Origin of the sequence: Amycolatopsis sp. FBCC-B4732 (assembly GCF_023008405.1) — a bacterium.
Taxonomy (GTDB): domain Bacteria; phylum Actinomycetota; class Actinomycetes; order Mycobacteriales; family Pseudonocardiaceae; genus Amycolatopsis; species Amycolatopsis pretoriensis_A.
In genome coordinates, this window is the sequence record NZ_CP095376.1 from 7434251 (window position 1) to 7456983 (window position 22733).

21 protein-coding genes and 2 pseudogenes are annotated in these 22733 nt (G+C 71.9%); 6 read left to right on the forward strand and 17 right to left on the reverse strand.

What is annotated here, in order from left to right:
• Nucleotides 1-2 precede the first annotated feature (2 nt).
• A complete protein-coding gene (locus MUY14_RS32920; protein WP_247014963.1) occupies nucleotides 3-614 on the reverse strand; it encodes a rhomboid family intramembrane serine protease in 612 nt (203 codons plus the stop codon).
• Between the two features lie 74 nt (nucleotides 615-688).
• Here MUY14_RS32920 and MUY14_RS32925 point away from each other — a divergent pair, with 74 nt between their 5' ends.
• Together MUY14_RS32925 and MUY14_RS32930 are read left to right on the forward strand one after the other, a co-directional pair.
• Nucleotides 689-1723: a zinc-dependent alcohol dehydrogenase family protein gene (locus MUY14_RS32925; RefSeq protein WP_247014965.1), complete on the forward strand. Its 1035-nt coding sequence runs from the start codon at nucleotides 689-691 to the stop codon at nucleotides 1721-1723.
• Nucleotides 1724-1778: 55 nt separating this feature from the next.
• Nucleotides 1779-3224: an aldehyde dehydrogenase family protein gene (locus MUY14_RS32930; RefSeq protein WP_247014967.1), complete on the forward strand. Its 1446-nt coding sequence runs from the start codon at nucleotides 1779-1781 to the stop codon at nucleotides 3222-3224.
• 51 nt (nucleotides 3225-3275) lie between these two features.
• Here MUY14_RS32930 and MUY14_RS32935 read toward each other — a convergent pair whose 3' ends face one another.
• The 3 genes from MUY14_RS32935 to MUY14_RS32945 form a co-directional block, all read right to left on the reverse strand.
• Nucleotides 3276-4802 carry an FAD-binding oxidoreductase gene (locus MUY14_RS32935; protein WP_247014969.1) on the reverse strand — a complete coding sequence of 509 codons (1527 nt, stop codon included), beginning with the start codon at nucleotides 4800-4802 and terminating at the stop codon, nucleotides 3276-3278.
• A gap of 81 nt (nucleotides 4803-4883) precedes the next feature.
• Nucleotides 4884-5594: a maleylpyruvate isomerase family mycothiol-dependent enzyme gene (locus tag MUY14_RS32940; RefSeq protein WP_247014971.1), complete on the reverse strand. Its 711-nt coding sequence runs from the start codon at nucleotides 5592-5594 to the stop codon at nucleotides 4884-4886.
• A 323-nt stretch (nucleotides 5595-5917) separates the two neighbouring features.
• Nucleotides 5918-7627 carry a GMC family oxidoreductase gene (locus MUY14_RS32945; RefSeq protein WP_247014973.1) on the reverse strand — a complete coding sequence of 570 codons (1710 nt, stop codon included), beginning with the start codon at nucleotides 7625-7627 and terminating at the stop codon, nucleotides 5918-5920.
• A 166-nt stretch (nucleotides 7628-7793) separates the two neighbouring features.
• Between MUY14_RS32945 and MUY14_RS32950 the strand changes: the two genes are divergently transcribed.
• Nucleotides 7794-7994, forward strand: a complete 201-nt coding sequence (locus MUY14_RS32950) for a DUF397 domain-containing protein (protein ID WP_247014975.1) — start codon at nucleotides 7794-7796, stop codon at nucleotides 7992-7994.
• A 138-nt stretch (nucleotides 7995-8132) separates the two neighbouring features.
• Here MUY14_RS32950 and MUY14_RS32955 read toward each other — a convergent pair whose 3' ends face one another.
• The 4 genes from MUY14_RS32955 to guaB form a co-directional block, all read right to left on the reverse strand.
• On the reverse strand, nucleotides 8133-9266 hold the full coding sequence (locus MUY14_RS32955) for a GuaB3 family IMP dehydrogenase-related protein (RefSeq protein ID WP_247014977.1): 1134 nt from the start codon (nucleotides 9264-9266) through the stop codon (nucleotides 8133-8135).
• Nucleotides 9267-9347: 81 nt separating this feature from the next.
• On the reverse strand, nucleotides 9348-9872 hold the full coding sequence (locus MUY14_RS32960) for a hypothetical protein (protein WP_247014979.1): 525 nt from the start codon (nucleotides 9870-9872) through the stop codon (nucleotides 9348-9350).
• 74 nt (nucleotides 9873-9946) lie between these two features.
• On the reverse strand, nucleotides 9947-10393 hold the full coding sequence (locus MUY14_RS32965; protein ID WP_247014981.1) for a DUF3574 domain-containing protein: 447 nt from the start codon (nucleotides 10391-10393) through the stop codon (nucleotides 9947-9949).
• 73 nt (nucleotides 10394-10466) lie between these two features.
• Nucleotides 10467-11975 carry an IMP dehydrogenase gene (guaB, locus tag MUY14_RS32970; RefSeq protein WP_247014983.1) on the reverse strand — a complete coding sequence of 503 codons (1509 nt, stop codon included), beginning with the start codon at nucleotides 11973-11975 and terminating at the stop codon, nucleotides 10467-10469.
• Between the two features lie 129 nt (nucleotides 11976-12104).
• On the opposite strand from guaB, the gene MUY14_RS32975 reads away from it, so the two are divergent.
• Nucleotides 12105-12500, forward strand: a complete 396-nt coding sequence (locus MUY14_RS32975; protein WP_086856224.1) for a DUF5319 domain-containing protein — start codon at nucleotides 12105-12107, stop codon at nucleotides 12498-12500.
• 60 nt (nucleotides 12501-12560) lie between these two features.
• Here the strand turns inward: MUY14_RS32975 and MUY14_RS32980 are convergent, their stop codons facing one another.
• The 6 genes and pseudogenes from MUY14_RS32980 to MUY14_RS33000 all read right to left on the reverse strand — a co-directional run bounded on the left by MUY14_RS32980 (nucleotide 12561) and on the right by MUY14_RS33000 (nucleotide 17390).
• Nucleotides 12561-13496: an anti-sigma-D factor RsdA gene (locus MUY14_RS32980; RefSeq protein ID WP_247014985.1), complete on the reverse strand. Its 936-nt coding sequence runs from the start codon at nucleotides 13494-13496 to the stop codon at nucleotides 12561-12563.
• Nucleotides 13497-14069, reverse strand: a complete 573-nt coding sequence (locus MUY14_RS32985) for a sigma-70 family RNA polymerase sigma factor (protein ID WP_026468912.1) — start codon at nucleotides 14067-14069, stop codon at nucleotides 13497-13499.
• A gap of 396 nt (nucleotides 14070-14465) precedes the next feature.
• Nucleotides 14466-15062: a response regulator transcription factor gene (locus tag MUY14_RS32990; RefSeq protein WP_003073605.1), complete on the reverse strand. Its 597-nt coding sequence runs from the start codon at nucleotides 15060-15062 to the stop codon at nucleotides 14466-14468.
• A 131-nt stretch (nucleotides 15063-15193) separates the two neighbouring features.
• Nucleotides 15194-15751 (reverse strand): annotated as a pseudogene (locus MUY14_RS47370) (hypothetical protein); the annotation flags it as partial.
• 237 nt (nucleotides 15752-15988) lie between these two features.
• Nucleotides 15989-16357, reverse strand: a pseudogene (locus MUY14_RS47375) (hypothetical protein); the annotation flags it as partial.
• Nucleotides 16358-16484: 127 nt separating this feature from the next.
• Nucleotides 16485-17390, reverse strand: a complete 906-nt coding sequence (locus MUY14_RS33000; protein ID WP_396126872.1) for a MerR family transcriptional regulator — start codon at nucleotides 17388-17390, stop codon at nucleotides 16485-16487.
• A gap of 230 nt (nucleotides 17391-17620) precedes the next feature.
• On the opposite strand from MUY14_RS33000, the gene MUY14_RS33005 reads away from it, so the two are divergent.
• Nucleotides 17621-17941 (forward strand): WhiB family transcriptional regulator, encoded by a 321-nt coding sequence (locus MUY14_RS33005; RefSeq protein ID WP_013222678.1) that lies wholly within the window; start codon nucleotides 17621-17623, stop codon nucleotides 17939-17941.
• A gap of 469 nt (nucleotides 17942-18410) precedes the next feature.
• Here the strand turns inward: MUY14_RS33005 and groL are convergent, their stop codons facing one another.
• From groL to MUY14_RS33020, 3 genes are all read right to left on the reverse strand, one after another.
• Nucleotides 18411-20024, reverse strand: a complete 1614-nt coding sequence (gene groL, locus MUY14_RS33010) for a chaperonin GroEL (protein WP_247014991.1) — start codon at nucleotides 20022-20024, stop codon at nucleotides 18411-18413.
• A 98-nt stretch (nucleotides 20025-20122) separates the two neighbouring features.
• On the reverse strand, nucleotides 20123-20416 hold the full coding sequence (gene groES, locus MUY14_RS33015) for a co-chaperone GroES (protein ID WP_004559922.1): 294 nt from the start codon (nucleotides 20414-20416) through the stop codon (nucleotides 20123-20125).
• Nucleotides 20417-20591: 175 nt separating this feature from the next.
• Nucleotides 20592-20756: a hypothetical protein gene (locus MUY14_RS33020; RefSeq protein ID WP_247014993.1), complete on the reverse strand. Its 165-nt coding sequence runs from the start codon at nucleotides 20754-20756 to the stop codon at nucleotides 20592-20594.
• A gap of 108 nt (nucleotides 20757-20864) precedes the next feature.
• Between MUY14_RS33020 and MUY14_RS33025 the strand changes: the two genes are divergently transcribed.
• Nucleotides 20865-22721 carry an N-acetylmuramoyl-L-alanine amidase gene (locus MUY14_RS33025; RefSeq protein ID WP_396126605.1) on the forward strand — a complete coding sequence of 619 codons (1857 nt, stop codon included), beginning with the start codon at nucleotides 20865-20867 and terminating at the stop codon, nucleotides 22719-22721.
• Nucleotides 22722-22733: the final 12 nt, after the last annotated feature.

The following is a 22733-nucleotide window of genomic DNA, read 5'->3' on the forward strand; positions in this document are numbered from 1 at the left end:
TGCTAACCCTCCTGAACACCCACGACCGGGCGGCGGGGCAGGACCAGGAAGCCGAGGGCCAGGCCGAGCAGGGCCGGGACGCCGTGGTTGTCGTGCGCGACCGTGTCCACCACGGCCAGCACCGGCACCGCGAACGCCATGACCCGGAACTGGATCGGCAGCACCACGCCGTAGCGGCGCAAAGCCGTCATCACCACCGCCGCCAGGCCGCCGATCAGGCCCGCCACGCACATCGAGTTGCCCGCCCCGACCGGGTTGAGCCAGACGTAGCTCGTGAACTGGCCGAACAGGCCGCAGCCGAAGTACAGCAGCAGCCAGCGGGCGCGGCCGAACACGCGCTCGGCGAGCGTGCCGAACACCGCCAGCCAGAGCAGGTTCGAGACCAGGCCGAACGCCCACGCGTCCTGGAAGAACATGCCCGTCACCAGGCGGTACCACTCGCCCGCGTCGATGCCGGCCGCGTCGCGGACGACGTGGTCGTAGAGCCCGCGGACTGCCAGCTGCGCGATCCCGCACGCCAGTGTCACCGCGAACACCGCGGCCGTCAGGTACGGACGGCGGGTGGGCCCGGTGAGGGCCGCGAACGGGTTGCGGGATGCGGCGCGCGCGCTCATGGACGAAAATCTAGGCGCGTCCCCGCCGCCACACCCCCGACGTTTGTCACGTTCAGCCCAGGGAAGGCACCACCATGCGAGCGACAGTCATCTACGGCGCCGGCGACGTCCGGGTCGAGACCGTGCCGGACCCGAAACTGGCCGAGCCCACCGACGTCATCCTGCGGGTCGTGCGGTCCTGCATCTGCGGCAGCGACCTCTGGCCCTACGCCGACATGCCGCCGCGCGAGCACGGGCGCCGGATCGGCCACGAGTTCCTCGGCGTCGTCGAAGAGACCGGCGCCGACGTCACCACCCTCAAGAAGGGCGACCTCGCCGTCGCGCCGTTCGTCTGGTCCGACAACACCTGCGAGTTCTGCCGCGAAGGCCTCCAGACGTCCTGCCTGCACGGCGGCGGCTGGGGCGCGAAGGGCGTCGACGGGGGCCAAGGCGAGGCCGTGCGCGTGCCGCAGGCCGACGGCACCCTGGTCAAGCTGCCGCACACCGAGGACGACGACCTGCTCGCGTCCCTGCTGACGCTGTCGGACGTCTTCTCCACCGGCCACCACGCCGCCGTGAAGGCGGGCGTGCGCGAAGGCCAGAACGTCACCGTGATCGGCGACGGCGCGGTCGGGCTCTCCGCCGTCCTCGCGGCGAAACGCCTGGGCGCCGACCGGATCGTCCTGATGGGACGGCACCGGGCCCGCACCGACCTCGGCCGCGAGTTCGGCGCGACCGACGTCGTCGCCGAGCGCGGGGACGAAGGCATCGAGAAGGTGCGCGAACTGACGAACGGCCAGGGCACGCACGCCGTGCTCGAGTGCGTCGGCACGAAGGGCGCGTTCGAGATGGGCGTCGGCGTCGTGCGCGCGGGCGGCGCGGTCAGCCGCGTCGGGCTGCCGCAGTACGAAGACGCGCCCGCCGGCGTCGGCGTCTTCCGCCGCAACGTCACCATCACCGGCGGCGTCGCGCCCGCCCGGCACTACATCCCCGAGCTGCTGCCGGACGTCCTCGAGGGCAGGTACCGGCCGGGTCGCGTCTTCGACCGGACCATCGACGTCGAGGGCGTGCCGGACGGCTACCGCGCGATGGCGGACCGCGAAGCGCTGAAGGTGCTCATCAAGCCGTGACCCGTCCGGGTGGGGGTCCCACGCCCGGCCCGCCACCCGGATTACGTTGGTGCGCATGGACATGATCACCCCCGAGCCGCGCCCCGCCTGGATCGCCGGCCGCCCCGAGGCGGGCGCCACCACCCTCGTCGTGCACCACCCGTACGACGGCAGCGAGGTCGCCACGGTCGCCGTGCCCGGGCCGGAGCAGGTCGAGCGCGCGGTCGCGGCCGCGGCGTCGGTCGCGCGCGAGTTCCGCGGTACGCCCGCGCACGTCCGCGCGGGCGCGCTGGACCACGTCTCCCGGGTGCTCGCCGCGCGTGCCGAGGAGATCGCCGAGGTGATCACGGCCGAGAACGGCAAGCCGCTCAAGTGGGCCGAGGCCGAGGTCACCCGCGCGGTTTCGGTGTTCCGCATCGCCGCCGAGGAGGCCCGCCGGTTCACCGGCGACGTCCAGCGCCTCGACACCGACCCCGCGGGCGAGGCGCGGCTGGCGCTGACCCGCCGCGTCCCGCGCGGGCCGGTGCTCGGCATCGCGCCGTTCAACTTCCCGCTGAACCTGGTGGCGCACAAGGTCGCGCCGTCGCTGGCGATCGGCGCGCCGATCATCGTCAAGCCCGCGCCGCGGACCCCGTTGTCGGCGCTGGTCCTCGGCGAGATCCTGGCCGAGACGGACCTGCCGGAAGGCGCGTTTTCGGTGCTGCCGCTGGGGAACGAGGAGACCAAGGCACTCGTCGCCGACCCGCGGCTGCCCGTGGTGTCGTTCACCGGCTCGGGCCCGGTCGGCTGGTCGCTGAAGGACGCGGCGCCGCGCAAGCACGTCGTGCTCGAACTCGGCGGCAACGCGGCGGCCGTCGTGCTGCGCGACTGGCCCGACCCCGAAGGCGCCGCGCACCGCATCGCCACCTTCGGCAACTATCAGGCCGGCCAGTCCTGCATCGCGGTGCAGCGGGTGATCGTGGACGCCGCCGTGGCCGAGGAGTTCGTGCCCGCCCTGCTGGAAGCCGTCGAGGCGCAGCGCACCGGCGACCCGTACGACCGCAACACCGACGTCGGCCCGGTCGTCGACGAAGCCGCCGCGGAACGGATCGTCGCGTGGGTGGACGAAGCCGTCGAGGCGGGCGCGAAGGTGCTGACCGGCGGCACCCGCGACGGCGCGACCGTCGCCCCGACCCTGCTCACCGAGGTCCCGCCGGACACCAAGGCGTGGAACGAAGAGATCTTCGGCCCGGTCCTCGCGGTGTCCGTTGTGGACGGTGTGGACGCCGCGTTCCGGTCGGTCAACGACTCCGCGTACGGCCTGCAGGCCGGCGTCTTCACCACCGACGTCCAGCTGGCGTTCCACGCGTCGGCCGAGCTCGAGGTCGGCGGCGTGATCATCGGCGACGTGCCGTCCTACCGCGCGGACCAGATGCCGTACGGCGGGGTGAAGGGCTCCGGCGTCGGCCGCGAAGGCGTGCTCGCGGCGATGCACGACCTGACCGAGGAGCGCGTCACGGTCTTCACCGGCATCGACCTCTAGTCCATCCATGCCCCCGCCACCACCCTCAACGGAGGAGCTTCGCTCCGCTGGTCAGCTCCTGACGCTCTGCCCGAACCGGAAGACGTTGTCGGGGTCGTACTTCTTCGCGACGTCCTGCAGCCGCTTGGCGTTGTCGCCGTAGTAGGCGGTCTTCCAGTCGGCCAGAGCCGGGTCGATGTAGTTGACGTACCCGCCACCGGCACCGGCCGCGGCGAGCCCGGCGGCGACCTCCCCGACCGACTGCGTGACCTTCTGCTGGGTCTTCGCCGTCGCGGGCGCGTAGATCTGGACGCTGGCCAGCGCGTCGCGGTGCCAGAACGCCGTCGCGTCCTTCGCCGGTTCGCCCACCTTGCCGCCGAGGCCGTCGATGAGCAGGTCGGTGCCGGTGCGGCCGTCGGCGAGCGCGACGACCTTCGCGGCGTCCACCGGGCTCGTGACGATCCGCGACGACGCCACGAACGACTGCCGGTTGGAGCTGCCGGAGAAGTAGTTCATGGCGCCGAGGTAGTCGAGGCTCTTCACGGTGCGCTGGGTCGGCCGCGCGCCGGCGTTGGTGGTCAGGTTGGTGAGCAGCGTGTTCAGCCCGGCCGCCCCGCCGACGTAGCAGCCGCCGACGCGGCACTGGACCGGCGAGCCGCCCGAAAGCACGCAGTTCGCCCAGAGCTCCGGCGGCATCGCGGCGATCCACTGCTGCCACGCGTTCAGCACGTCGGCCGCGGACCCGGCCGGGAAGTGCAGCGAGAAGACCGTCAGGTCCGGCGCCGGGTCGGTGTCGAAGGTGAACTCGGTGACGATGCCGAAGTTGCCGCCGCCCCCGCCGCGCAGCCCCCAGAACAGGTCGGGCTCGGTGTCGGCGGACGCCTTGACCAGCCGGCCGTCGGCCATGACGACCTGCGCCGAACTCAGGCGGTCGCAGGTCAGGCCGTACTTGCGGGAGAGCACGCCGATGCCGCCGCCGAGGGTCAGCCCGGCGATCCCGACCGTCGGGCAGGACCCGGCGGGCAGCGCGCGCCCGGCGCGGCCCAGCGCGGCGTAGACGTCCTTGAGCTTCGCGCCCGCGCCGATGACGGCCTGGCTGCCCTGGACTTCGACCTTGTCCAGCCCGGCGACGTCGACGACCAGCCCGCCGTCGGGCACCGAGTAGCCGGCGTAGCTGTGGCCGCCGCTGCGCGCGGCGATGGACGCGCGCCCGGCCACGGCCTGGACGCTCGCCTGGACGTCCTGGGCGGTCGACGCCGTCACGACCGCGACCGGGTTCTTGTTGTCGAAGAGCTGGTTGAACGCGCGCTTGGCGGTGTCGTAGCCGTCGGCGCCCGGGCGCAGCAGGTTCCCGGTCAGCTTGCCGCGCAGGTCGTCCCAGTTCGGCGGCCCGGTGGGCAGCCGCGAGCTGGGCGGCGCGGAGGTCGTGGGCACCGGCGCGCTCGAGGCGACGGGCGACGGCGAGCCGCCCGGCCCGCACGCGGCGGCGACGGCACCGGCGGCCGACACCCCCGCCACCCGGAGGAACGTCCTTCTGTCCACACGGTGGTGGACGCGCGGCCGTCCGGCGGGTTGCGCCTGGTCGTGCTCACTGTCCACAGCGGACTCCTCGGGGCCGGGACGCCCAGTCTAGGTCGGCGGCAGGGCGGCCCGCACCACGGCGGCGCCGGGCGGTGGCGGTCAGGACCAGGCGGGGATCCGCGGCACGGCGCCGTCCAGCGCCGACCCGTCGGAGCGCCCGCTGAGCCAGGCCAGCAGCTGCCCGCCGGTCCCGGTGACGGTCGCGCCGGGCGTGGCACCCATGGTCCATTCGAAGCCGTCGGCGACCAGGCGCAACGCGGGCAGGTGCGCGCTGCGGGAGCTGATGGCGTGCTGCACGACGTCTTCGGTGAGCGGGCCGAGCAGCCCGAGCACGCGATCGAGGTCGTACCCGCGGTCGAGGTCGGCGAGGTGGATGGTCAGCTCGGACAACCGCATCCGCGCGACGACGGCCCCGGTGACCGGCGCCCCCTGCCGGTTGCGGGCCTCACGCGCCCAGGCATCGTCCGGCATGCCCGCGGCGTACTGCTCGAACCGCCCGGCGGAGGCGACGAAGTCGGCCAGGATCTCGGCGGCGGAGTGCTGGGAACTGGCCTCGATGTCGGCTTCCCGGGCTTCGACGCTGGCGTACATCGGCGTCTCGACCCCGGTTTCCGCCCAGCTCAGCAGGTTCTTGAGACCGTCGGCGTTGCGGGCGAGGTGGGCGAGCACGTGCGCCCGCGACCAGCCGGGCAGCGCACTGGGTGCGCGCAGCTCGGGCTCGCCGAGGCCACCGATGGCCCGGGCCCATTCGTCGTCGAGTGTGCGCACTCCGTCGAGGAGCGCGTGCGCCTTTTCCGATGCCGTCGTCACGGCCCCGAGTCTAGGAGGCAAACCGATCGGTGACGCCGCCGTTCGTGGACCAGCAGGTCAGTGCGATCAGGGGCGGGGTGCTGGAAAGCGCGCCCCTGATCACCACCAGAAGCCTGTGTGTGCTGCTGCACATCCTGCAGCGCGTCCTGCTCGGGGCCGTGTCTTCCTCCGCTTGCGCACTTCCGAGCGATGCCATGTCCTGTTGCGTGAACAAAATCTGCCGCCTGAGCTGCAGGTTTCGCCTGATGGTGGAGGCCATCGGGTCACCCAGCCCGAACAGCTGCCGGTGTTCTCGGTCACGGGCAGGTTGCAGGCACGATCAGCTAACTCCGCCGCAGGGCTGCCGGGGCGTCCGCGGGCACCGCCGGGTTCTTCGGGGCCACCGGCTCCAGCCGGGCGTAAGCCGCGTCCTGCGGGGGCCGGGCGTCCGCCTCGCCCTTGTTCGGCCAGAACGAGAACGCCCGCTCCGCCTGCGCCGTGATCGTCAGGGACGGGTTCACGCCGAGGTTGGCCGTGATCGCCGCGCCGTCGACCACCGACAGGCCCGGGTAGCCGAAGACCCGGTGGTACGGGTCGATGACGCCCTCGTCGGGGGTCGCGCCGATCGGGACGCCGCCGATGAAGTGGGCCGTCAGGGGGATGTCGAAGATCTCGCCCCACGTGCCGCCCGCGATGCCGCCGATGTGGCCCGCCGTGCGCTCGTTGGCCTCGTGGCCGGCTGGGATGAAGCTCGGGTTCGGCTCGCCGTGGCCCTGCTTGGACGTGTACTTGCGGCGGCCGAACAGCCCGCGGCGCGTGTACGTCGTGATCGAGTTGTCCAGGCTCTGCATCACCAGCAGGATCACCGTGCGCTCGGACCAGCGGTAGCCGTTGAGCAGCTTCGCCGTCTGGAACGGGTGCTTGACCATGAAGCTCACGGCCTGCCGCCAGCGCGGCACCGGCGAAGCGCCGTCCGTGGCGATCGTCTGCAGCAGGCTCATCGCGTTGCTGCCCTTGCCGTAGCGGACCGGCTCGATGTGGGTGTTTTCGTCCGGGTGGATCGACGACGTGATCGCGACCCCGCGGCTGAAGTTCCGGCTCTCGTCGACGTCGGTCCGGGCGGCGCCGATGATGGCCTCGGAGTTCGTCCGGGTCAGCTCGCCGAGCCGGCGCGAGAGCTTCGGCAGCGTGCCGGTGTCCTTCATCTTGTGCAGCAGGTTCTGCGTGCCCCAGGTGCCCGCCGCGAAGACGACCTTCTCGGCCGTGATCGTCGTCCGGAACCGCTTCGACGTCGTCCCGGTCTTCTTCAGGTCGACCTCGTAGCCACCCTCGACCGGGCGCACGGACGTCACCGTCGTCAGCGGGATGACCTGCGCGCCGTCCTGCTCGGCGAGGTACAGGTAGTTCTTGACCAGCGTGTTCTTCGCCCCGACGCGGCAGCCGGTCATGCACGAGCCACACTCGGTGCACCCGACGCGCTCGGGTCCGGCGCCGCCGAAGTACGGGTCCTTCGCGCGCTCCCCCGGCTTGCCGAAGTACACCCCGACCGGCGTCGGGTGGAACGAATCGGCGACGCCCATGTCCTTGGCGACGGCGCGCATCACGACGTCCGACGGCGTGATCGTCGGGTTCGTGACGACGCCCAGCATCCGGCTCGCCTGGTCGTAGTGCGGCGCGAGCTCGGCCTCCCAGTCGGTGATGTGGGACCACTGCCGGTCGCGGTAGAACGGCTTGAGCGGCCGGTACAGCGTGTTCGCGTAGACGAGCGACCCGCCCCCGACGCCGGCGCCCGCGAGCACCATGACGTCGTTGAGCATGTGGATGCGCTGGATCCCGTAGCAGCCGACCTGCGGCGCCCAGAGGTAGCGCTTGAGGTCCCACGACGTCTTGGCGAACTCGTCGTCGGCGAACCTCCGCCCGGCCTCGACGACGGCTACCCGGTAGCCCTTCTCGGTGAGCCGCAGCGCCGCGACGCTGCCGCCGAACCCCGACCCCACCACGACGACGTCGTAGTCGGGGCCACCCGCACTGGTGGTGGTGTTACTGGCAGTCACACCTAGGAGCGTAACCCGGGGTCCCAGTTCTGACCAGAGGTAAGTTACTCGCCAGTCACTCTTCTGGACGCTTACATGAGCGCCGCGGGTGGGTACTTATCAGAGTGCTCGATGTCCACGTCGGCGATTCACCGCCGAGCGGGACACGATCCCAGGAGGCACCACGATGAGCCCACGAAAGCTCACCGGTTGGCGCAAGTCGAGCCACAGCCACTTCGAGGAGAACGCCTGCGTCGAGGTGGGCACCGGCCCGGGTGTGGTCGGTGTGCGGGACACCAAGCAGGCGGCAATGGCCGCCCGCCCGGTGCTCGTGTATTCGGCGAGAGCGTTCACCGCGTTCCTCGACCACCTCACCGACGGACGGTGAGGCCGGCTCCCCGGACAGCCCGTCTTCGCCACCGCGCGGCGGAGGCGGGCCCGAACCAGTGAGGCTCGCGATCACCTCCGCCCGGCACGGCGGTGGGCGGGGTGGTCGAGCGCGGCCTCGACCAGGACGGCAACGCCGTCAGCGACGGACGGTGAGGCCCACCCGCTGGAATTCCTTCAGGTCCGAGTAGCCCGTCTTCGCCATCGCCCGGCGCAGCGCCCCGAACAGGTTCACCACGCCCTCCGCGTCCGACGACGGGCCGAACAGCAGGGTCTTCAGGTCGACCGCGTAATCCGGCCCCGCCGCCACACGCGAACGCGGCAGGGACGGGTGCGCGGCCGCCGCCGTCCAGTACAGGCCCTGCCCGGGTGCGTCCGAAGCCGCGGCCAGCGGTGAGCCCAGCATCACGGCGTCCGCGCCGCACGCGATCGCCTTCGCGATGTCGCCCGACGTCGTCATGCCGCCGTCGGCCAGGACGTGGACGTAGCGGCCGCCCGTCTCGTCGAGGTAGTCGCGGCGGGCCGCTGCCGCGTCGATGATCGCCGTGGCCATCGGGACGCCGATGCCGAGGACGCGGTCGGTGCTGGTGACGCCCGGTGTGTAGCCGTGGCCGACGATGACGCCGGCCGCGCCCGTGCGCATCAGGTGCATCGCCGTGCGGTAGTCGCTGACGCCGCCCGCGATCACCGGGACGTCGAGGCGGCCGATGAACTCCTTGAGGTTCAGCGGCTCCGCGTCGCGCTGGACGTGCTCGGCCGAGATGATCGTGCCCTGCACGACCAGGATCTCGACGCCCGCCGCGATGAGGTCCGGGGTCAGCTCGGCGGCGTGCTGCGGGCTGACGCGCGCGGCCACCGTGACGCCGGATTCGCGGACCGTCTTGATGGCCTCGCTCAGCAGGTCGAGCCGGACCGGGGCGGCGTGCAGCTCCTGCAGCACCCGCCCGACCGCGGTCGGGTCCTCGAGGTCCTCGGCCGCGCGGACCAGCTGGAAGATGGCTTCCTCGACGTTCGCGTGCCGCGCCCAGAGTCCCTCGGCGTTCAGCACGCCGAGGCCGCCCAGCTCGCCGACGGCGACCGCGGTGCCGGGCGAGACGATCGCGTCCGTCGGGTGCGTGACGAGCGGCAGGTCGAAGCGGTAGGCGTCGATCTGCCAGGAGGTGGACACCACCGAAGACGACCGGGTCCGCCGTGACGGCACGATCTCGACGTCGTCGAGGTCATACGCCCGCCGCGCGGTGCGGCCCATCCCGATCTCGACCAGGTCCCGCACGTGAAGCCTCCTCCGACGACGACAATCTGCCGTGCCCCATTGTCGCTAGTCCGCGTGGGTGACCTGCGCACGGGGGTGGCACTACACCCGGACGAAGACGGCGATCGGCGCCAGCACCGCCCCCAGCGCGAGGGCCAGCCACGTCGCCACCGGCGGGTAGACGTTGAGCCGGACCGCGCCGAAGTACACCGCACCCAGGGCGAGCAGGGCCGCGGCGATCAGCAGGACCGGCCGGACGACGCCCTGGCGCAGGTCGACCACTCCGCCGCCCGCGTGCAGGTAGGCGATGCCGCCGTCCGCCGTGGAGACGTCGAGCGCCACCGTCTGCCCGGCCGGCAGGTCGAGGCCGGGGTCGACGGCGGTGACGCGGTACGCCCGCCCGCCGGCGACGATCGAGAGCGTGTGGCTGATCCCACCCTCCCCGCCGACCGGGAGCGCGCCCCGCTCGTGGGACACGATGTACCCCTCGACGCGGTCGGTCGGCGCGTCACGACCGGCCAGCACCTGGCACATCAGGCAGACGATGCCGCCGAGGAACAGCGACACCAGGGCGACGGCCGTGAAGAACACCGTGCGCAGCACCCGCGTCAAGCGGCCGACCGTCATGCCCCACAGTGCACACCACGAGCACCACGCAAGGCGATAGGCCGATTACCGTAAGCACGCTAGGTCACGGTGACTCAAAAGGAGACCTGCTCCACGGAGTCCGAACGCAGTACGGATTCCTGCCGGAACTGCTTCCGGTAATCGGCGCGGATCCCTTCGATCTCCCGTTCGGCCGCACGATCGGCGAACGGGTACAGCAGCACGATCACGTGGGTGTGCTCGCGCACGATCGCGCCGGACCCGCCGCGCCACTGGCCACTGCCGTCGAGGCGGGTGAAGCCGTCCGGGAACGCCGGGGTGATCTCCCGGTCGGAGAACGCGGCGAACTCCTTATCGGTCACCTCGGTGCCGTCCGGCTTGCCGGTGCCGAAGAACAGCTCGGTGCGCTTCCAGAGCTCCCCCGGCGACTGCACCCGCGCGGGCGCGGCCGGGGTGTCGGCGGCGGACGCCGTGATGCCGCCGCCCAGCCCGACGAGCGCCGCCGCCACCGCCGTCACCAGAGTCCGTCGTGGCATCGCCATGCGTTCCCCTCCTCGGTCGCCGCGGCCGAGTCTCCCGGCCGCGGCGACCGGGGGGAATGCCCGGAAGGGCGGACTAGCGGGTCGTGTAGTTCGGCGCCTCGACCGTCATGGTGATGTCGTGCGGGTGGCTCTCCTTGAGCCCGGCCGCGGTGATCCGCACGAGCTGCGCGTCCTGCAGCTGCGCGATCGTCTCGGCACCGGCGTAGCCCATGCCCGCGCGCAGGCCGCCGACCAGCTGGTGCACCACGTTCGCCAGCGGTCCGCGGAACGGGATCCGGCCTTCGATGCCCTCCGGGACCAGCTTGTCCTCGTTGAGCACGTCGTCCTGGGCGTAGCGGTCCTTCGAGTAGGACTTGCCCTGCCCACGCGACTGCATCGCGCCCAGCGAGCCCATGCCGCGGTAGACCTTGAACTGCTTGCCGCCGACCAGGATCAGGTCGCCGGGCGACTCGGCGGTGCCGGCGAGCAGGCTGCCCAGCATCACCGTGGACGCGCCGGCCGCGATGGCCTTCGCGATGTCGCCCGAGTACTGGATGCCGCCGTCGCCGATGACCGGGATGCCCGCCGGGCGCGCGGCCAGGTCGGCCTCGTAGATGGCCGAGATCTGCGGCACGCCGACGCCCGCCACGATCCGGGTGGTGCAGATGGAGCCCGGGCCGACGCCGACCTTGATGCCGTCCGAGCCCGCGTCGACCAGCGCCTGCGCGCCCGCCCGCGTCGCGACGTTGCCGCCGACGATGTCGACCGAGTCGCCCAGCTCCTTCTTCAGCAGCGCGACGGTCTCGACGACCGAGCGGGAGTGCCCGTGCGCGGTGTCCACCATCAGCACGTCGACGCCCGCGTCGGCCAGCGCCATCGCGCGCTGGTGCCCGTCCACGCCGACGCCGACCGCGGCGCCGACGATGAGCCGGCCGTCCGGGTCCTTCGTCGCCTTCGGGTACTGCTCGGTCTTCACGAAGTCCTTGACCGTGATCAGGCCGCGCAGCTTGCCCGCGCCGTCGACGATCGGCAGCTTCTCGATCTTGTGGCGGCGGAGCAGCCCGAGCGCCGCGTCCGCCGAGACCCCGACCTGCGCCGTGACCAGCGGCGGCTTCGTCATCACCTCGGACACCGGGCGGCTGTGGTCGACCTCGAACCGCATGTCGCGGTTGGTGATGATGCCCACCAGCGCGCCGGCCGCGTCCGTCACCGGCACGCCGGAGATGCGGAACTTCGCGCACAGGGCGTCGACCTCGGCCAGCGTCGCGTCCGGCGAACAGGTGACCGGGTCGGTGACCATGCCCGCCTCGGAGCGCTTGACGACCTCGACCGCGGCGGCCTGCGCGTCGATCGGCAGGTTGCGCTGGAGGATGCCGATGCCGCCCTGGCGGGCCATGGCGATCGCCATCCGGGCCTCGGTGACGGTGTCCATCGCCGCGGACACCAGCGGGACGCCGAGGGTGATGTTCCGGCTCAGCCGAGAGCTGGTGTCGACGGCACTGGGGACGACGTCCGATTCGGCGGGCAGCAGCAGCACGTCGTCGAAGGTCAGGCCGAGCATGGCGAACTTGGCCGGAACGGGGGTGGTGCCGTCGCTGGTCATAGCGGGTGAAGGGCCTTCCTGGCGCGGGATGAGCGGGGTCGCTGTGGCGACTCGGAGCCTTCTCCTCATGGTATCCGGGCGCCGTGCCCGCCCCGGGCGGTGGGCGAGCCGTCGTGACCGCCGGGTACCGTGCAGGCCGTGGCGCACGATGTCCTGCCCCCAGACCCGTTCGCGGACGACCCGGACGACCCGGCCCGCGCCTTCGGTGACGACGAGGACCGGCTGGACGAGCCGATCAGCGATTCCGAACGCACCGAACTGCTGGCCGACCTTTCGGATCTGGCCGTCTACCAGGCCCTGCTCGAACCCCGCGGAGTCCGCGGGATCGTCGTGGACTGCGGTGAATGCGACGAACCGCACTACCACGACTGGCACCTGCTGCGGGCCAGCCTCGAGCAGCTGCTGGCCGACGGGCGGATGCGCCCGCACGAGCCGGCCTACGACCCGAACCCCGGCGACTACGTGAGCTGGGACTACTGCCGGGGCTTCGCCGACGGCGTGACAGCCAACGAAAGCGCGTACTGAGCGCCCCTGACCCACGAAAAAGCCCTGGTGAGATTGCTCACCAGGGCTTTTTCGTACGTCCTACTGGCCTTCGCCGACGCTCTGGGACTGCCCGCCGGCGGACTCGCTGCGCGGCGTGCCCGGGTCGTTCCCCGTCGCGCCGGTGGTGGTCGGCGGCGGGGTGGGCGTCGGGGTCGGGGTCTCGCTGGTCGGCGGCGGGGGCGTCGGGGTCGGCGTCCCGCTGCCGGGCAGGCTGGTGGTGCCGCTGCCGCTGCCCGGGATCGACGTCGCCGAGCCCGCCGGCGGTACCTGCGTCGACGACGCGCCGGGCGGCACCGACGGCACCGAGGTCTGGATCGGGCCCTGGACCGGGGCCTCGGGGTTCTGCAGCTGCGCGGCGAGCTGCCGGTGCTGTTCCATCAGCTGGTCGCGGTTGTCTTCGTCGCTGACCTGCGACAACGCGGCCTGGGCGGCGTCGAGGGCCTCGCGCGCGGCGTCGAGGTTGCCGCCGGCGATGGCCAGGTTCGCCTTCTCGAGGTCGAGCTTCGCGTTCGCGGCGGCCTCGACCGAGCGGGCGTGGTCGGAGTACAGGACCTTCGCGAGGCCCCACAGGGTGTCGCCCGGTTCCGCGGAGCGCGCGGCCAGCCCGGTCCCGGTGAACGCGATCGCCAGCACGGCGGCGGCGACGGCGATGGGGACGAGCAGCCTGCGGCGGCGTCCGCTCGAGGCGTGCCGCTTCGCGAGAGCGGCGGTGCTGACGGTGCGCACGGCGGTGTCGACGTCGACGAGCTCGGCCAGCGGCTCGCTGTCGATGTCTCTTCGCCACGCCACCAGCAACGCGTTGAGCTCCTGGTCGCCGAGGCCGTCGGCCAGCGCCGGGTCGGACCCGCCGAGCGCGTCGAGCAGCGCGTCATCGGCTTGCACGGCTGACAGGTCGGCGGCGAATTCCGCCTCCGAAGCCGACAAGCCACTACCGAAGACGTCGTCCGGCTGGAAACCTCTGTCATGACCGGTCACTCAGATCACCTCCTCCGCGGCCAGGACCTTTCTCAGCCGCGCGAGGGCGCGGTGCTGGGCGACGCGGACGGCGCCGGGAGTGGAGCCGACCGCGTCCGCGGTCTCCTCCGCCGACAGTCCGACAACCACGCGAAGCACCACGATCTCCCGCTGCTTGTCCGGCAGCACCTGCAACAACTGGGACATCCGCTCGTTCAGTTCACCTTGCAGCGCCCGCTGCTCGGGGCCGACCCCGCCTTCGACTTCGTCGGGGATCTCGGCCACCGGCTCGGCCCGGTTGCGCGCCGCCGCGCGGTGCGCGTCGGCCACCTTGTGCTGGGCGATCCCGTAGACGAAGGCCAGGAACGGGCGGCCTTGGTCGCGGTACGAGGGCAATGCCGTTAGCACCGCGAGACACACCTCCTGCGCAACGTCGTCCGCCGAAGCGAACGATCGCTCCTGCCTGCCAACCCGGGCGCGGCAATACCGCACTACCAGTGGACGGATAGCAGCCAGCAGCCGCTCCACTGCCTGGGGATCTCCCTCGACAGCAGCGGCGACCGGTTCATCCAGTCCATCCCCCACATTGGCCATCGCAGACAACAGTCCCAGTGTTACGTGTAGGTGTGCAAAGAACCCGGCCCGTGGTCGCCTCCGCCTCGAACCGGTGACCGCTACCGTACCGTCGGCCCGCTCCGGACCGACGCGCGCGGTGCTCCCCGGCGCGCCGTACTCGCCGGAGCCGCGAAAGTACGGATTTTCCTGCAGACCCGCGGCCGGATCCGACGATTCAACGAGCGAGCGGGGCCACGGGTACGAGATCCGTCGGAGGGACGGGTGCCACGGCGTCGATCCGCCGTGGCGGCTGCCTCAAGGGGCGCCGGAGTGTGATGGGGACCACGCAGGTACGGGCCAGGGCGGTGCGCCCTGGCCCGTCGTCACCTGTGTTCCGGCCGTGTCAGGATCGAGGAGAACTGCCGCGGGGACGGGTCAGCTGACCAGACCGCGGCGGAAGCCGTGGGCCACGGCCTGCGCGCGGTCGCGCACACCGAGCTTCCGGAACAGCCGCCGGGCGTGGGTCTTCACCGTGTCCTCGGACAGGTACAGCTCGCGGCCGATCTGGCCGTTGCTCTTGCCCTGGCTCATCCCCCGGAGCACCTGGAGCTCGCGCTCGGTCAGCTGGACGCCCGGGTCGGACGGCTGACGGGGCGCGGGCACCGAAGTGCTCGCGAGGGTGTGGGCGAGGGCGGCGACCAGCTCCGGCCGGGACGCGTCCCAGCGGAGGTAGCCGCGCGCGCCGCCGGCGATCGCGGCGGCGATGCTGCCCGCGTCGTCGGGGGCACCGAAGACGATGACGTTCGCCTGGGGGTTGGCCGAGACGAGCCGCCGGGTGGCTTCGACACCTGTCGGGACCGCGCGTTGCGTTCCGACCAGCACGACGTCGACGGGCTGACGGGAGTACCGGGCCAGCAGCTCGTCACCGTGCGCTACGCAGTCGATGCGACTGACCCCAGGGACCGCGGACATCACTCGGGTGAGCCCTTCACGGACACTGCGTCGGTCATCGCAGATCAAGACCGTCGTCACGGGGTTTCCTTCCTGCAGCCGGGTGACATTCCTCTTCCCCTATCGGACGCTTTAGCCCGAACCTTGACACGATCCGGTGGCTTTTTTTGAAGTTTCTTAGCCCGGATGCCGGAACACCCCATTCCGACGGCTCAACCACCCGGGTCGGGCACCCATGGCGATTCCCCCGCGATCCTCCTCCCGCAAGGATCTGCGCTTCGTAACACTGCGTGCAACACCTGAGCCACTCTGAATCGATACTCCTCGGCGTGTCCTGGGCGCAGGTCGGCCGCGACGAGGGCTGCGGGCCACAAAAGTGAAAGCAGTTCGCATTCCTCGGCGGTCGCCATCGCATTTCCGACAAGACCGTCCGAAATCTCCCGGTGATCGGGACACCCGGCCGCCGACACGGCGACAGCCAGCACAATCCCGGATTTCACCGCGTGCCGCCGCGCATCCCGCGCGACCGCCGTTTCGAATGCGCGCTCGGCGTGCGGCACGGCGGCAGCGCCCTGACCTGCGGCGAGCTCGATCTCGGCACCGACCCAGCCCCCGCGCACGCCCGCCCGCCAGCCGGCGCGCTGTTCGGCGGCCCTCGCGGCGAGCCTGCGGGCGGCGGTGAGGCGGCCGAGGGCGAGGTTGTCGGCGGCGAGCCCGAGGAGCGCGTCGGCCCTCGCACCGGCGGCGTCGAGGCCGTCCGGGTCGGAGTTTCCGGGGTCGGGGTCGCCGGTGCCGGAGTCGCCCGGGGCAGGGTCGCCGGGGTCGCCGGAGAGGGAGGCGGCCGCTTCAAGGCCGGCCGGGGCGGAGGCGCCGGTCAGCGAGGCGGCCGCTTCAAGGCCGGCCGGGGCGGGGTCGGCGGAGAGCGCGGCCGCCGCAACGAAGCTTCTCCGGTCGGAGGCCCCGGAGAGGGAGGCGGCCGCGTCAAGACCGCCGATGAGCAAGGCGGCTGTGTCGAGGCCGTCGGGGTCGGAGGCGCCGGAGAGCGAGGCGGCCGCGTCGAGGCCGCTCGGATCAGGGTCGCCGGTGAGCGCGGCAACCTTCGCGAAGGCCTCGCCGTCGAGCGCGCGAGCCTGCCTGTGCCCGCCCAGCTGCCGCCGGTGCGAAGCGAGCGTGCTGGCGGCGAGGGACGCCGTCACCGGGTCGCTATCGCCCCGGAGCCGCTCCAGGAGGGCAGCGGCGGCCGCGTACCGGCCCTGGGCGCCGAGCACAATGGCGGCGAGCAGCCGCTCCCGCGGGGTGCCCGCGCCGCGCAGGACGGCGGGATCGGGCAGCGGATCGCTCCCGAACGCGGCGGCCCTCAGGGCGGGTTCGTGCACCCGTCCTTTCTAGCGGTTCGCACCGACAAAAACATGATCGAAGTGCCCGGGCACGAGCTCGGACGTCATGAACGGGTCGTTCATGGCGTTTCGGCGCCGGCCACTGCCGACACCGGGCGAAAGCCGGCTAGCCCCGGCCGCCCACCAGGACGTGCTCGATGCGGTCCGCCGCGCCCGGGAGGTCCGTGAGCAGCTCCACCTTGTCCGGCAGCGCCGCCGGGTCCCAGCCCGGGCCGCACGCGAACAGCCGGCTCCGCTGGCGCCCCCGCGAGACCCGGGCGAACAGCCGCGTGTCCGCCACCCCGCGCCGGTGGGCCCACAGCACCACAGCGGCCGGCGCGCTCCGGCGCACCGCGACCGCCAGGACGTCCGCCGGCAGCGGCACCCCGAACAGCTGGGCGCCGATCCGCCGGCCGGCCAGCGACGCCGCCAGCGCGTACATCGGCATCGAGTCGCGTTCCTCCGGGACGCAGCCGAGCAGCACCGGGCGGGTGTTGCGGGGCTCGTCCAGCACCGGCGTCGCGCGCACCAGTGCCGCGAACACGCACTCCGCGAGCAGGTACTCGACCTCCGCCCCGGCGCTCGCGCCGCGCCAGCGGGCACCCAGTGCCGACAGCACCGGCTCGATCACGCCCGCCCACGCGGGGAGGACGCCGAGCTCGGTGATGGTGTCCGCGAGCATGCGCTGGACCGCGCCGACGTCCATCGCCAGCGCCGCCGTGCTCAAGCGGCGGGCGAGCCGGGAGCGGACCTCCAGCCCGTCGTCGGCCGCGGCCGCGTCGGCGGGCGCCGAAGGCTCCTCCGGCTGCGGGGGCCCGGAGCGCGGCATCTGCTCGAGGGCGTACTTCGCGGCTTCGGCCGTCGAAGCGCCGCTGAGGAGCGCTCGCTGCATCAGTTCGAGGCGGCCGATGTCGGAGCTGCCGTAGCGGCGGTGGCGGCCGTCAGTGTGGCGGCTGGGGCCCAGTCCGTAGCGGCGGTCCCAGGTTCGGAGGGTGGACGGGGCGACCCCGAGCCGGCGGGCGACCGAGGCCACCGGCAGGGTGGGTTCTTCGGTGCCCGACCCAGCTCCCACGAGCCTCAATATCCAGGCACCCAGCGCAGTCGGCAACCGGAGGCGAAACCCCTGCTCACACATCCGGGGGATGCCTAACGGCTGAATCGGGCCGGATCGCTTGAACAACTATTGGCGCGCTTCTAACGTTACCGCCGTTGCACCGAATGGAGTATCGGCACCACAGCAGAGCAGCTAGCGGCATCGACCGGATGACGGAGGCGGTCAGGATGGCAGACACGCGCAGGCTCCCAGGACCCAACGCCGACATGTGGGACTGGCAGCTCGAAGGGTCGTGCCGGGGGATGGACAGCGCGTCCTTCTTTCACCCGGACGGCGAGCGCGGCCCGGCGCGCGCACGACGGGAGGCGAGGGCGAAGGCGGTCTGCCTGAGCTGCCCGGTCCTGGAGATGTGCCGCAGCCACGCGCTGGCGGTGCACGAGCCGTACGGCATCTGGGGCGGGCTCTCGGAGTCCGAACGCGAGCACCTCATCAAGGCGGACAAACGCGCGCTCAGCATGTCCGGCGGCTGAGCGGCCACAGACATCGGAGGGCGGCACCGGGTGGGGTGCCGCCCTCCGTGCTTTCCGGGTGTTCCCCGGGAACGGAACGGGGCGGCACCCCAGCAGGAGTGCCGCCCCGTCTCGCCCGCAATCAGTGCAGGTGGCCATGGCCCGCGCCAGCAGACCCGAGACAGAACTCGCGCCTCGAGTAGAGGAACGGCCGGCACTCGGCGTAGCTCGCGAAGTCGGCCGGCGCCACTGCGCAGGCGCCGGTCTCCGGGAACGGAACGGGGCGGCACCCCAGCAGGAGTGCCGCCCCGTCTCGTCGGAAATCAGTGCTCGTGCCGCGCGGCCTCGGCGCGGCCCGCACCTCGGGCAAATGAACGGGCGCCACTCGGCGTAGCTCGCGAAGTCGGCCGGCGCCACTGCGCAGGCGCCGGTCTCCGGGAACGGAACGGGGCGGCACCCCCGCAGGAGTACCGCCCCGTCTCGTCGGAAATCAGTGCGAGTGGCCGTGGCCCGCGCCGGCGGGCTCCTCTTCGACCGGCTTCTCGACGATCGACGACTCCGTCGTCAGCACGAGACGCGCGATCGAGGCGGCGTTCGCCACCGCGGACCGGGTCACCTTGACCGGGTCGACGATGCCGGCGGCCAGCAGGTCGGTGAGCTCGCCGGTGGCGGCGTTGAAGCCGTGGCCCCAGCTCTGCTCGCGCACCTTGTTGACGATGACCGCGCCCTCGTGGCCCGCGTTGGTCGCGATCCAGAACAGCGGGGCGGACAGCGCGTCCTTCACGATGCGCACGCCGGTGGCCTCGTCGCCTTCGAGGCCGAGGCCGCCCTCGAGCTCCTTGACCGCGTGCACCAGCGCCGAACCGCCGCCGGGCAGGATGCCCTCCTCGACGGCCGCCTTGGTCGATGCCACGGCGTCCTCGATGCGGTGCTTGCGCTCGTTCAGCTCGGTCTCGGTGGCCGCGCCGACCTTGATGACCGCGACGCCGCCGCCGAGCTTCGCGAGCCGCTCCTGCAGCTTCTCGCGGTCCCAGTCGGAGTCGGTCGTCTCGATCTCCTTGCGGATCTGCGCGACCCGCCCGGAGATGGCGTCCTTGGTGCCGCCGCCGTCGACGATCGTGGTGTCGTCCTTGGTGACGACGATCCGGCGGGCCTTGCCCAGCGCGCCGAGGTCGACGTCGGCCAGCTTGCGGCCGATCTCCGCGGAGATGACCTCGCCGCCGGTGACGACCGCGAGGTCGTCCAGGAACGCCTTACGGCGGTCGCCGAAGAACGGCGCCTTGACCGCGACGGCGGTGATCGTCTTGCGCAGCGAGTTCACCACGAGGGTGGACAGCGCTTCGCCGTCGACGTCCTCGGCGATGATGAGCAGCGGCTTCTTGGCCTCGACGACCTTCTCGAGCACCGGCAGCAGCTCGGCCAGCGACGAGACCTTCTCGCGGACGAGCAGGATGTAGGCGTCCTCGAGGATCGCCTTCTGCTCCTCCGGGTTGGTCGCGAAGTGCGCCGAGAGGAAGCCCTTGTCGAACTGGACGCCCTCGGTGATCACCAGCTCGGTCGCCAGGGTCGACGACTCCTCGATGGTGATGACGCCGTCCTCGCCGACCTTCTCGACGGCTTCGCCGAGGAGGGCGCCGATGTTGGCGTCGCGCGAGGTCACGGTGCCGACCTGGGCGATGCTCTCGCGGCCCTTGACCGGGGTGGCCTTGCTCTTGAGGACCTCGATGACCTTCTCCGCGGCGGCTTCGATGCCACGGCCGATCGAGGTCGGGTTCGCGCCGGCCGCGACGTTGCGCAGGCCGACCTTCACCAGCGACTGCGCGAGCACGGTCGCGGTCGTGGTGCCGTCGCCGGCGACGTCGTTGGTCTTGGTGGCGACGCTCTTGGCGAGCTGCGCGCCGAGGTTCTCGAACGGGTCGTCGAGCTCGACCTCACGGGCGACGGTCACGCCGTCGAGGGTGATGGTCGGGCCGCCGAACTTCTTGTCGAGCACGACGTGGCGACCGCGCGGGCCGAGGGTGACCTTGACCGCGTCGGCGAGCTTGTTCACCCCGCGCTCCAGCGCGCGACGAGCGTCCTCGTCGAAACTGATCTGCTTGGGCATAGCGGTTTCCGCTTACCTTTCGGTGGGTCTGAAACGCAAGAACGCCCCGCTCCCCGGCGTTGTGCGGGGCCCGGGGCGTCATGCGCTGCGAGCGGACGTCAGTTGATGACGGCCAGCACGTCGCGGGCGGACAGGATGAGGTAGTCCTCACCGTTGTACTTGACCTCGGTGCCGCCGTACTTGGAGTAGATGACGACGTCGCCGACGTTCACGTCGAGCGGGACGCGGTTGCCCTTGTCGTCGATCCGGCCCGGGCCCACGGCCAGAACCTTGCCCTCCTGGGGCTTCTCCTTGGCGGTGTCGGGGATGACGAGGCCGGAAGCGGTCGTCTCCTCGGCCTCGCTCGTCTGGACAACGATCTTGTCCTCGAGCGGCTTGATGTTCACGCTCACCGGGTTGACCTCCACGGTCGTCGAAAGCGTTGGCAGGTTGTGGTTACGGCTCTACCACCCCCGCCGTCGCGGGTGCCGGGGCTGTCGGGCCGTGCGATTAGCACTCTAGCCACGTGAGTGCCAGTCGTGCAAGGAGGGTCCACCCGACATGCCGAAAGAGCCCTGACCCGCGGTTTCAGCCCAGGTCGCGCCGAACCGTCGGCACGGACCGGACCGCGGCGCCCCGGGCGTGGGCCGGGTCCATCAGCTTGACGAACAGCTCGGCGGTCCGGAGGTCGCGCTCGAGCTCGGCCGCGGCGCTGAGCCTCGCTCCTTCGCGGCGCTTGACACGGCAGGTCACCCAGGAGCCGACCACGGCCGACAGCACGGTTTCGCCGGCCCTTACCCCCAGCGTGAGTTTCTGGTTAGGTTCTGACGTCTGGCACCTGAACCCTGGGGGTTTATGCCCATGTCCCTCCCAAGATCGGCCGCGCTCCTCGCCGCCGTCGCCCTCACCACCGGCCTGGCCGCCGCGCCCGCGCAAGCCGCCACCACCGATCAGCGCCAACGCGACTTCACCGCCGCCGCGGCCGAGTTCGGGGTCCCGGTGAACGTCCTCCTCGGCGTCTCCTACCTGGAGTCACGCTGGGACTTCAACGCCGGCACACCCAGCACGTCCGCCGGTTACGGCCCGATGCACCTCACCGACGTCCGCGAAGCCGGCGTGGCCACCACCCACCACGACGAAGGCACCGAGGACCCCCGGGGCGACGACGCCCGTCCGGCCCTGCACCCGAAGGCCGGGCCGGCGACGCCCCCACCGGGCCTGCAGACCGTCGACGAGGCCGCCCGGCTCGTCGGCCGAACCGCCGAAACCCTCCGCACCGACCCCGCGGAGAACATCCGAGGCGGCGCCGCTCTCCTCGCGAAGTACCACGCCGGCAACACCTGGTACGACGCCGTCGCGAAGTACAGCGGATCCACCGGAGACGCGGCACGGACCTTCGCCGACGAGGTCTACGACACCATCAAGACCGGCGTCGCCCGCACGACCGACGACGGCCAGCAGGTCAGCCTGAGCCCCAGCCCGGGCACGACGGTGCCGCAGCACGGCGGGAACCCGGCGAACGTCGAGTGCCCGCGGACCGTCACCTGCGAGTCCGTCCCCGCTCCCTACCAGGAGCTGCCGGACGACGACTACGGCAACCACGACCTCGCCAACCGGCCGGTCAGCCAGAAGATCGACCACATCGTCATCCACGACACCGAGGGCTACTGGGACAACGTCCTCGACCTCGCGCAGGACCCGACCTACGTCAGCTGGCACTACACGATCCGCTCCAACGACGGCCTGATCGCGCAGCACGTGCCGACCAAGGACGTCGCCTGGCACGCCGGCAACTGGTACGTCAACGCCAAGTCCGTCGGCATCGAGCACGAGGGCTTCGCCGCCAAGGGCACCTGGTACACCGAGGCGATGTACCGCTCGAGCGCGAAGCTCGTCGGCTACCTCGCGCGCAAGTACGGCATCCCGCTCGACCGGGCGCACATCATCGGCCACGACAACGTGCCGGGCACGATCCCGTCGACGATCAAGGGCATGCACTGGGACCCGGGCCCCTACTGGGACTGGTCGCACTACTTCGACCTGCTGGGCGCGCCGCTCGGCGGGTTCGGCCTGCCCGGCTCGTCGCTGGTCACCATCGACCCGGACTTCGCGAAGAACCAGCCCGCGTTCACCGGCTGCGACAGCCCCGGGACGCCGTGCGCGCCGCGCGGTTCGGAGGCCGTCGTGCTGCACTCGGAGCCGAGTGAAGCCTCGCCGCTGCTGAAGGACATCGGCCTGCACACCGACGGCACGCCGTCCACAATGGACGTCTCCGACGTCGGCAGCCGCGTGGCGACCGGGCAGCGGTACGCCGTCGCGGAGGTCCGCGGCGACTGGACGGCGATCTGGTACCTCGGGCAGAAGGGCTGGTTCCAGAACCCGCGCGGCGCCCGGGTGGTGAAGCCAGCGATCGGGCTCGTGGTGACCCCGAAGCCGGGGCTGGCGACGATCCCGGTGTACGGCCGCGCCTACCCCGAGCCGGAGGCCTACCCGGCGAACGTCACCGTGCAGGCCATCACTCCGCTGCCGTACACGCTCTCCGCCGGGCAGAAGTACTCCTCGGCCGGGACGGTCGGCTCGGAGTACTACTCGGCCACGACGTTCGACCTGGCCGACCACGTGGTGGTGAAGGGCAAGCTCAAGTACGTGCAGATCCAGTTCGGGCACCGGATCGCGTTCGTCAAGGCGGACGACGTCCGGCTCGTGCCGGCGTTCTGACCGCTGGTGGGG

Excerpts from the sequence above, each read along its gene's own strand:
- MUY14_RS32965 (WP_247014981.1), bottom strand. The coding sequence starts at position 10,393 with ATGGCGATGCCACGACGGACTCTGGTGACGGCGGTGGCGGCGGCGCTC.
- MUY14_RS32930 (WP_247014967.1), top strand. The coding sequence starts at position 1,779 with ATGGACATGATCACCCCCGAGCCGCGCCCCGCCTGGATCGCCGGCCGC.
- groL (WP_247014991.1), bottom strand. The coding sequence starts at position 20,024 with ATGCCCAAGCAGATCAGTTTCGACGAGGACGCTCGTCGCGCGCTGGAG.
- MUY14_RS32925 (WP_247014965.1), top strand. The coding sequence starts at position 689 with ATGCGAGCGACAGTCATCTACGGCGCCGGCGACGTCCGGGTCGAGACC.
- MUY14_RS32920 (WP_247014963.1), bottom strand. The coding sequence starts at position 614 with ATGAGCGCGCGCGCCGCATCCCGCAACCCGTTCGCGGCCCTCACCGGG.
- MUY14_RS33005 (WP_013222678.1), top strand. The coding sequence starts at position 17,621 with ATGACGGAGGCGGTCAGGATGGCAGACACGCGCAGGCTCCCAGGACCC.
- guaB (WP_247014983.1), bottom strand. The coding sequence starts at position 11,975 with ATGACCAGCGACGGCACCACCCCCGTTCCGGCCAAGTTCGCCATGCTC.
- MUY14_RS33025 (WP_396126605.1), top strand. The coding sequence starts at position 20,865 with ATGTCCCTCCCAAGATCGGCCGCGCTCCTCGCCGCCGTCGCCCTCACC.
- MUY14_RS32985 (WP_026468912.1), bottom strand. The coding sequence starts at position 14,069 with ATGGCCAATGTGGGGGATGGACTGGATGAACCGGTCGCCGCTGCTGTC.
- MUY14_RS32950 (WP_247014975.1), top strand. The coding sequence starts at position 7,794 with ATGAGCCCACGAAAGCTCACCGGTTGGCGCAAGTCGAGCCACAGCCAC.
- MUY14_RS32960 (WP_247014979.1), bottom strand. The coding sequence starts at position 9,872 with ATGACGGTCGGCCGCTTGACGCGGGTGCTGCGCACGGTGTTCTTCACG.